At 45.9% G+C, this 7,796-nt stretch carries 5 protein-coding genes; 2 read left to right on the forward strand and 3 right to left on the reverse strand.

Going from position 1 to position 7,796, the window contains the following annotated elements:
• The first annotated feature begins 329 nt into the window (after nt 1-329).
• A complete protein-coding gene (locus tag AACV78_RS14670; RefSeq protein ID WP_194012454.1) occupies nt 330-677 on the forward strand; it encodes an STAS domain-containing protein in 348 nt (115 codons plus the stop codon).
• A gap of 339 nt (nt 678-1,016) precedes the next feature.
• On the opposite strand, the gene clpB is transcribed toward AACV78_RS14670, so the two are convergent.
• The gene (gene clpB, locus AACV78_RS14675; protein ID WP_194012455.1) at nt 1,017-3,632 is read right to left on the reverse strand and encodes an ATP-dependent chaperone ClpB; all 2,616 of its coding nucleotides are present in this window, start codon (nt 3,630-3,632) and stop codon (nt 1,017-1,019) included.
• 411 nt (nt 3,633-4,043) lie between these two features.
• Between clpB and AACV78_RS14680 the strand changes: the two genes are divergently transcribed.
• Nucleotides 4,044-4,736, forward strand: coding sequence for a DUF2259 domain-containing protein (locus AACV78_RS14680; RefSeq protein WP_194012456.1), 693 nt, complete (start codon nt 4,044-4,046; stop codon nt 4,734-4,736).
• 327 nt (nt 4,737-5,063) lie between these two features.
• On the opposite strand, the gene AACV78_RS14685 is transcribed toward AACV78_RS14680, so the two are convergent.
• A complete protein-coding gene (locus AACV78_RS14685; protein ID WP_194012457.1) occupies nt 5,064-6,779 on the reverse strand; it encodes a sensor histidine kinase in 1,716 nt (571 codons plus the stop codon).
• 372 nt (nt 6,780-7,151) lie between these two features.
• Nucleotides 7,152-7,673, reverse strand: a complete 522-nt coding sequence (locus AACV78_RS14690; RefSeq protein WP_194012458.1) for a hypothetical protein — start codon at nt 7,671-7,673, stop codon at nt 7,152-7,154.
• Nucleotides 7,674-7,796 lie beyond the last annotated feature (123 nt).

A 7,796-nucleotide genomic window follows, 5' to 3' on the forward strand; every position in this document is an offset into this window, starting at 1 on the left:
ATTGTTTCGATGCGAATGTTGTAGTCATGAGTTACACGCTGATTTGATTGGTGCGCGAAATATTGCAATGAGAGCGTTGCTTGTCCGGCAAGACTGGACGAGTACGGGGAGTTTGTCAGCATCCCCTAATGTGTCGGGCCGTGAAACTAAAGCTGAGATTCTTTCTAGATTCTCAGAATTGCGGTGGAGTCCAGATACAAGCCCACACCTCCGGCGGTACTCCGCTTGGTGATGGGTAGTTGACACCTTAGCTGAAATTCCCTGATGATCTCAACTTTGGCAGCAACCGAACTCACTTATTGATACTTGACAATCCGAGGATAACTGCTATGAAATTTCCCAACTTCAACCAACACATCATCCTCCAACCTCAAAACTGCCTCGACTCCCAAGCTGGGAATGTCCTCCAGCAACAGCTAGCCGAGATTTTGCCCGATCGCCACCAACTCTGGGTAATTGACATGGGCGACGTAGATTTTATCGACAGTTCCGGCTTGTGCGCCCTAGTCGGGGGACTCAACGCCGCCCGCCACCGGGGATGCCGCCTCGTCATCTGCAACGTTTCAGCCACTGTCAGGCTAATATTTGAAATTACTCAACTCGACCAACTCTTTGAAATTTTTGACAGTTTCGAGCAAGTTATTTCAACAGAAACTCCTGCTTTAGTTGCTGGATAAAAATTCTATGCTGTCCCGTTAATTGCCAATAATTAGGTTCGATCGTTCGGAATGCGAGTCCAGTAATATCAAATCCGGTAGCATCGGAATTATGAGAGGTAGGATTTAGCAGGGAGAAATTCAGGGAAAAACCGGGTTTTCCATCGCCTACCGCGATCGATAAAAAAAACAGTGCGCCCCAAAAACAAGGTACACTTTGCACAGGCTACAACTGTTAGAGAAACCCGGTTTTTAAGATTTTTCAAAATTCCCAGAAACCGGGTTGGGTGGCGAGATATCTCGCCACCCAACCTAAATTATCCGATCAACCCGGTTTCTGAGACTTTGCCGCAACTCCAATTATTTCGCAGTTACCAACTGGGCAGGCAGCCGCTTAAACGCCAGCCTTTCATTCTCGATATCCACAAAAATTGTATCGCCATCAACAAAATCTCCCCGCAAAATACCCTTCGCCATTTGCGTTTCCAACTCGCGTTGAATTCCCCGTTTCAGCGGCCGCGCACCGTACACAGGATCGTAGCCGATTTCTGCCAAGAAGTCGATCGCCGATTCCGACAATTTCAGAGACATTTTGCGATCGGCCAACCGTTTTTCCAAACGCTTGACTTGTAACAGCACAATCTGCCGCAATTCCACCTTACTCAAACCGTGGAAAATAATCATCTCATCAATCCGGTTCAAGAATTCCGGGCGGAAAGTTCCCCGCATCGCCTCCATCACCCGACTCCGCATTTCTTCGTTATCTCCCGCCACATCCAAGATGTATTGAGAGCCGACATTGGATGTCATAATAATCACAGAATTCTTAAAGTCTACCGTGTGACCTTGAGCATCGGTAACGCGGCCGTCATCCAGAATTTGCAACATGATATTGAAGACATCCGGGTGCGCTTTCTCGATTTCATCAAACAGAATTACCGAATAGGGACGGCGGCGCACAGCCTCAGTTAATTGTCCGCCTTCATCGTAGCCAACGTATCCCGGAGGCGCACCGATTAACCGCGAAACTGCGTGTTTCTCCATGTATTCCGACATATCAATGCGGACGATCGCCTCTTCGGTATCAAACAGATAAGATGCTAATGCTTTCGCCAACTCGGTTTTACCTACACCCGTGGGGCCGAGGAAGATAAAACTAGCAACCGGACGGTTCGGATCGGCTAAACCCGCGCGCGATCGTTGAATTGCATCTGCAACCGCCGTCACCGCTTCATCCTGTCCGATTACCCGTTTGTGCAGTTCATCTTCCAAGTACAAAAGTTTCTGCATTTCCGATTCAACTAACTTGCTAATCGGGATTCCCGTCCACTTAGAAATAATCTCGGCAATGTCCGATTCCGTGACTTCTTCCCTGAGCAAAGTTTTACCAGTGGTTTGAGTTGCTGTCAGTTGAGCTTCGGCTTCTTGCAATTGTTTTTGCAATTCGGTTAACTTGCTATATTTCAACTCAGCAGCGCGGTTTAGGTCATATTTTAATTCAGCTTGTTGAATTTCAATATTCACCTTATCAATTTGTTCTTTGATTTTTTGAATGCTACCGATGACACCTTTTTCTGATTGCCATTGGGCGTTCAAACCGCCTTGCTGTTCCTTGAGATTTGCTAAGTCTTTTTCCAATCTTTCCAAGCGTTCGACCGAAGCTGCGTTGCTTTCTTTTTGCAGCGACAATCTTTCCATTTCTAGCTGCAAAATCCGGCGGTCGATTTCGTCTAGTTCTTCCGGCTTGGAGGTGATCTCCATTTTCAGTTTAGCCGCTGCTTCGTCCACTAAGTCAATGGCTTTGTCGGGAAGGAAGCGATCGCTAATATATCGAGTAGACAAAGTAGCCGCAGCAACTAGCGCGCTGTCAGAAATTTTCACGCCGTGGTGAACTTCATACCGTTCCTTCAAGCCTCGCAGAATAGAGATAGTATCTTCAACGGTTGGCTGGTCAACATAAACTTGTTGAAAACGGCGCTCTAAAGCCGCATCTTTTTCGAGATACTTGCGGTATTCGTCGAGAGTTGTAGCACCGATACAGCGCAATTCTCCCCTCGCTAACATGGGTTTGAGCAAGTTGCCGGCATCCATCGAGCCTTGTGTCGCGCCGGCCCCGACAACGGTGTGAATTTCATCGATAAATAGGATGACTTTACCGTTGCTGTCCATCACTTCTTTGAGCACGGCTTTCAAGCGTTCTTCAAATTCTCCCCGGAATTTTGCACCGGCAATTAACGCGCCCATATCTAAGCTAATTAATTGTCGGTCTTTGAGAGATTGCGGCACATCTCCGGTGATAATTCGCTGGGCGAGTCCTTCGGCGATCGCAGTTTTACCAACTCCTGGTTCCCCAATCAGTACGGGGTTGTTTTTGGTGCGGCGGCTCAATATTTGAATCGTGCGGCGAATCTCGTCATCTCTTCCGATTACCGGATCGAGTTTGCCTTGACGCGCGGCTTCTGTCAAGTCTCGGCCGTATTTTTCCAGCGCTTCGTATTTGCCTTCTGGATTTTGGTCTGTCACTTTGTTGTTCCCCCGGACTTGGGTAATAATATTTTTGAGCTTGGCTTCATCTAGTTTAAATTCTTGCAGGAGATTTTTGCCGAAGCGATCGTCCTTGACGTATCCTAGGATCAAATGCTCGATCGAGATAAATTCATCGCCGTACTCTTTGCGATAAGCTTCAGCGCGGTCTAGCAAAGTGTCGAGAGAACGGCCGAGATAAACGTTGCCGCCAGTTCCCGATATTTTGGGTCCCCGGCTGATAGTCTCATCAGTGCGATCGCGCAATTTTGATACAGAAACTCCCGCTTTGTTAAATAAGCTGCTAGCCAGTCCCGATTCTTGTTCCAGCAAAGCTTTCATCAAATGTTCGCTTTCTAGCTGCTGCTGCTGAGCTGCTTTGACGATTTCTGGAGTGCGGGCGATGGCTTCCCAGGCTTTTTCGGTAAATTGGTTTGGATTATTCGGTTGCATAAATTTTAATTCCCTGCACTAAAAAAAGAGCGATACTGTAGAGGCGAATACTCGATCGCCCGTACAATTATCATTGTAGGGAGTTGCGGAGGGCGATCGGATCGGTGTTCCCCTATATGTAGATAGGTATTTCCGTCCTTTGTCGCAGTCCGTCGCAGCCAAAAGCAAACTGTCGCGCCTAAAAGTTGCACTCTTGGATAAAAGCAACTCTCATCTTAAAAATGCTTTCTAGTGCAAATTAAAAAAACGGCATATTCTTAAACAGTCTCCTGTTGCGGAAAATGGAGAAACACCAATGTAAATAGGAGAGAGGACTTGAGAAATGTCACAGTCCTGTAACTAAACCCAAAGCGTTATTGTTTTACTCATCAATAACAGCCGCTATAACTCTCAGAACAGGACGATATATTTATGAAAATTTTACCTTTAATTTCGTTAGGTATTGTAGCAAGTGCCGCGATCGTATTAGCCCCTGAAGCTTGGGCAAATACCTGGCGTGCCGCACACCGGATGTCGGGTTTTTCCGCCGACAGCAATTACTACTTGTATCTAGAAAGTTCCAGAGATACAGGAGCGGGAATTCCCAAAGCAGAATTGCAAATTATCCGAGTTGCTGCCAATTCCTGCATCAAAAATGGGTGTATCGAAACTAAATATGGCGAGCCAGACTCCAATAAAAGCACTAACATGGCAGAAAATGACTTGCTTAAAAAAAGTTGGAATAACAGGCAAACTTTGAAGTTAACTCCTCCTCAAGCTGGAACTAAACTGAACATTATTTCTCGTACTCCCGGAGCCAATGGAAGCCAGACAGTCGCCGTCAAAGTCAATAGATCGAAGCTTTTACAAATACGCCTAGAACAGCGAAAAAAAAATGCTTCGGTTGGCAAAGAAAGCGCAGCAATGCGTCTTGTAATTAATCATAACGGTCGGCAGCGCGTCCTCGGAACGCTGAACAATTTTCAAGATTGGGTGTTATCTTATTCAATCCGAGAAGTTCGTTTGTCTCCGAACGGGCGCAGTGTCGTTGTTCTGGTGGACAAGACAGAACGCACTTTTGAAGGAGTCTTGAAAACTACTTTTGTACAAGGCTTTGTTCTTTAAGATTGCTATATTCCCCGGTTTTGGGCTGGGAATTATCAGGACTTATGCAGAACCCCTATATCTAAGATGTGCAGTGTGCAGCTACTGATAGATTCTGTGTGTCATTCCCGCTCGGGTTGTTAATTATACCTCTTGCAAAAATTCTTCTCATCAATTGATGGGACGGAGAACCCGTCCTAATTATTTTGGCAAGAGGTATATTATTCTTTATTTTGATAAGTGATATATCCATATATTTAAAAATTTCCCTCTTCCTTCCTCCCTTTTTATTTTTCCTTGAATATCTGCTTTCCTGCCAACTGCTTTCCTGTCAACTGCCAACAGTTTTCAAGCCTGCATCACCACCCGTTCCGGGAGACTGACAATAAAAGTTGAGCCTTTCCCGTCCTCGCTTTCAACGCTAATTTCGCCGCCGAGAATTTGACACAAGCGCTGGCTAATTGTCAATCCCAAACCCGTGCCTCCATACTTCTTGGTAGTCGAAGCATCAGCTTGGGTAAAAGGTTTGAATATCTGCTCTAATTGCTCGTCCGTCATGCCAATGCCAGTATCGCTGACTCGAAAAATCAAAACTTGAGAACTGTAGTTTGAAGCAGAGTTATAATCCTTATTTTTATGTTTTTTCGGCTGTTTTAATTTTTCATTTTTAATTCTTTCGACGCCGATAGTAATCACGCCTTTTTCAGTAAATTTGGCAGCGTTGCTGAGCAAGTTTAGGAGGATTTGCCGGACTTTAGGTTGGTCGGCGTACATTGTGCCGAGTTCGCCTTGGGTTTTTAGCGCTAAAGCATTGCCTTTTTTCTCTACTAGCGGTTGAGCCGTAGTCATCACTTCTTCAATCATTGTCGCTACGTCGAAGTTTTCCAAATAAAGCGTGACGTGGCCGGCTTCTATTTTGGAAATGTCGAGGATGTCGCTGATCATGTCGAGCAAATGTTTGCCTGCGGTTTGAATTTTTTCTAAGTCTGGGAGAAAGTCTTCAGAACCGGAATCTTGAGCATCTTCTTGCAGCATTTCGCTGTAGTTGATGATGGCGTTGAGGGGGGTGCGGAGTTCGTGGCTCATGTTGGCTAGAAATGCACTTTTTGAGCGGTTGGCAGCTTCGGCTGCTACTTTTGCTTCGTGCAAGTCTTCTGTGTATTCCGCTACTCTTTGGATCAGTTCGTTGAGCGAAGTTGCTAGCATTCCCACTTCGTCGGAAGTGGTAACTGGTACTTGCAAGTCAAAGTTCGATTCTTCTGTCACTCGCTGAGCGATGAGGGTAGTGGCTTCTAAGGGACGGGCGATCGCCCTGCTGGTGTATGCTGCAAGTATCGCTGCGATCGCCGCCGACAGCAACATAGAAACAACGAGAATCATAGTTCCGAGTTGTTCGGCTTTCTCGTAGGTTCTAAACGCCTCATCTGATTTGTTGCCAAAATTGTCAGCGAGTTTTGCTGAATCCTCAGAAAACTGTGCGAGTTTCAAAGCGGTTTCGCCATCGACAAAATTGTTCAAGTTCCGCCCGAAAGCCTGCCGTTGCTGCGGATTCAAAGCTGATACTTTCGCAGTCGCCAACAATTTTTGTACTTGTTGAAAGTATGATTCTACCGTCTTGCCGTTGACTCTAGCGAACTGTTGCAGCAGTTGGTAGTCTTTGGCAATCTCGGGATTTTTGGTCGGCTGCATGGTTTGCAGTTGTTCCAGGATGCCGCTCATCTGAGCAACGCGGGCGAGGAATTCCGATCGCTGGCGATCGAAAATTTCCGGTTTGTTCACGCTTGCCGCCAGCTCTTGCTGGTGAATTCTGACTTCCTGCACCGTATTATTAAGATTAATCAAGATTTCGGCTTTATCTCGGTCGATCGCCAGTTTTTCTCTAACTTGCTGTTTGTGATAGGATTCTACTCCCCGTCCCGCCACAGCACCCAAAATCGCAATACCAATGACCAAGGCGTATCCGCAGCCGATTTTCTGCCTGATACCCAAGCGGCCAAACAGATTTTTCAACCCTATTTGAGGAGCGTTTTGCAGTTGATTTTTCAAGGCTAAGGTTAAAGACATAGGGAATTTACTCGTCACCCTCAGAGGCACTATCTATATTCTAATTGATGCCTGCGTGAGGGTAAATAAAGTTATGACTTTAAACCGGAATTCGGCAGCTATGGGGCCTTTGCAGGGTTCCACAGCTCGATCGGCTTGACAGTTGGCAGCAGTTATGGTTAACCAACTATAGAGGTTCTCAAGTGACTGAGGAATTGATCGATTAATCTAAAATTCCTCAATTCCCCAATTTTTCAATCTCAAATCTGTACCAGTACCCGATCCATCCTATACTCGGTTATACAAAAAGCGAGTTATAAGTTGCAAGTTAGCAGTTAAATTCGCGATCGAACACTCCACTCCCCTCGCAACCCACAACTTATCGCTGTTCCTCTACTGACAAAGTTTAAATTGTGCTATTTGAGCAGGAATTTTTGAAGCATTAGGTACGCTAGCAGAGGCAGGAACGAAGATTCCCATGCCGAAACTGCAACCCTCTGCAGTCGTGCATTCTCCAGGTTTAGCGGTGATTTGATATTCGCCTTGGGATGGCGGAGTAAAAGAGATTGACGCCAGTTCCCCTGTCTTTTGACTCGTACCGATTTCTTGACCGCTGGCATCCTTGAGAGTTAAGTTTAAATCCTGGCAATTTCCGTCGCAAGTCGCAACAAAAGTATACTCAGTATCGGGATGCAGCGTGGCTCTAAACGGAGACGAAACTTGCTTGCGAACTTGGCCGAACAATGGCACAAATACTAATTTTTGACCGTTGCTAGAGCGCTGGTCAAATTCTGTTTTTAAGCGACAAACAACCGTTTTTTGGCTTTCGGTCAGTTCTTGAGCGATCGCACTTCCTATAATTGCAGTACCGAGAAGCAAGGAAATGCCCGAAATAACCAGATTTTTGATTTTCATTGATGTTCCCTAAAGTGAATTTTTGGGTGATTGCAATAGACCGCTTTTGGTTGCTGTTTATTGAGTTATCTGGAGCCTATCACATCTGTTGTGAATTGACCAAACAGGAAATGGGGAATGGGG

It is taken from the genome of Tychonema sp. LEGE 07196 (genome assembly GCF_963890365.1).
GTDB lineage: Bacteria > Cyanobacteriota > Cyanobacteriia > Cyanobacteriales > Microcoleaceae > Microcoleus.

Coding starts and splice junctions, on each gene's coding strand:
- AACV78_RS14685 (WP_194012457.1), bottom strand. CDS start 6,779: ATGTCTTTAACCTTAGCCTTGAAAAATCAACTGCAAAACGCTCCTCAA.
- clpB (WP_194012455.1), bottom strand. CDS start 3,632: ATGCAACCGAATAATCCAAACCAATTTACCGAAAAAGCCTGGGAAGCC.
- AACV78_RS14670 (WP_194012454.1), top strand. CDS start 330: ATGAAATTTCCCAACTTCAACCAACACATCATCCTCCAACCTCAAAAC.
- AACV78_RS14680 (WP_194012456.1), top strand. CDS start 4,044: ATGAAAATTTTACCTTTAATTTCGTTAGGTATTGTAGCAAGTGCCGCG.
- AACV78_RS14690 (WP_194012458.1), bottom strand. CDS start 7,673: ATGAAAATCAAAAATCTGGTTATTTCGGGCATTTCCTTGCTTCTCGGT.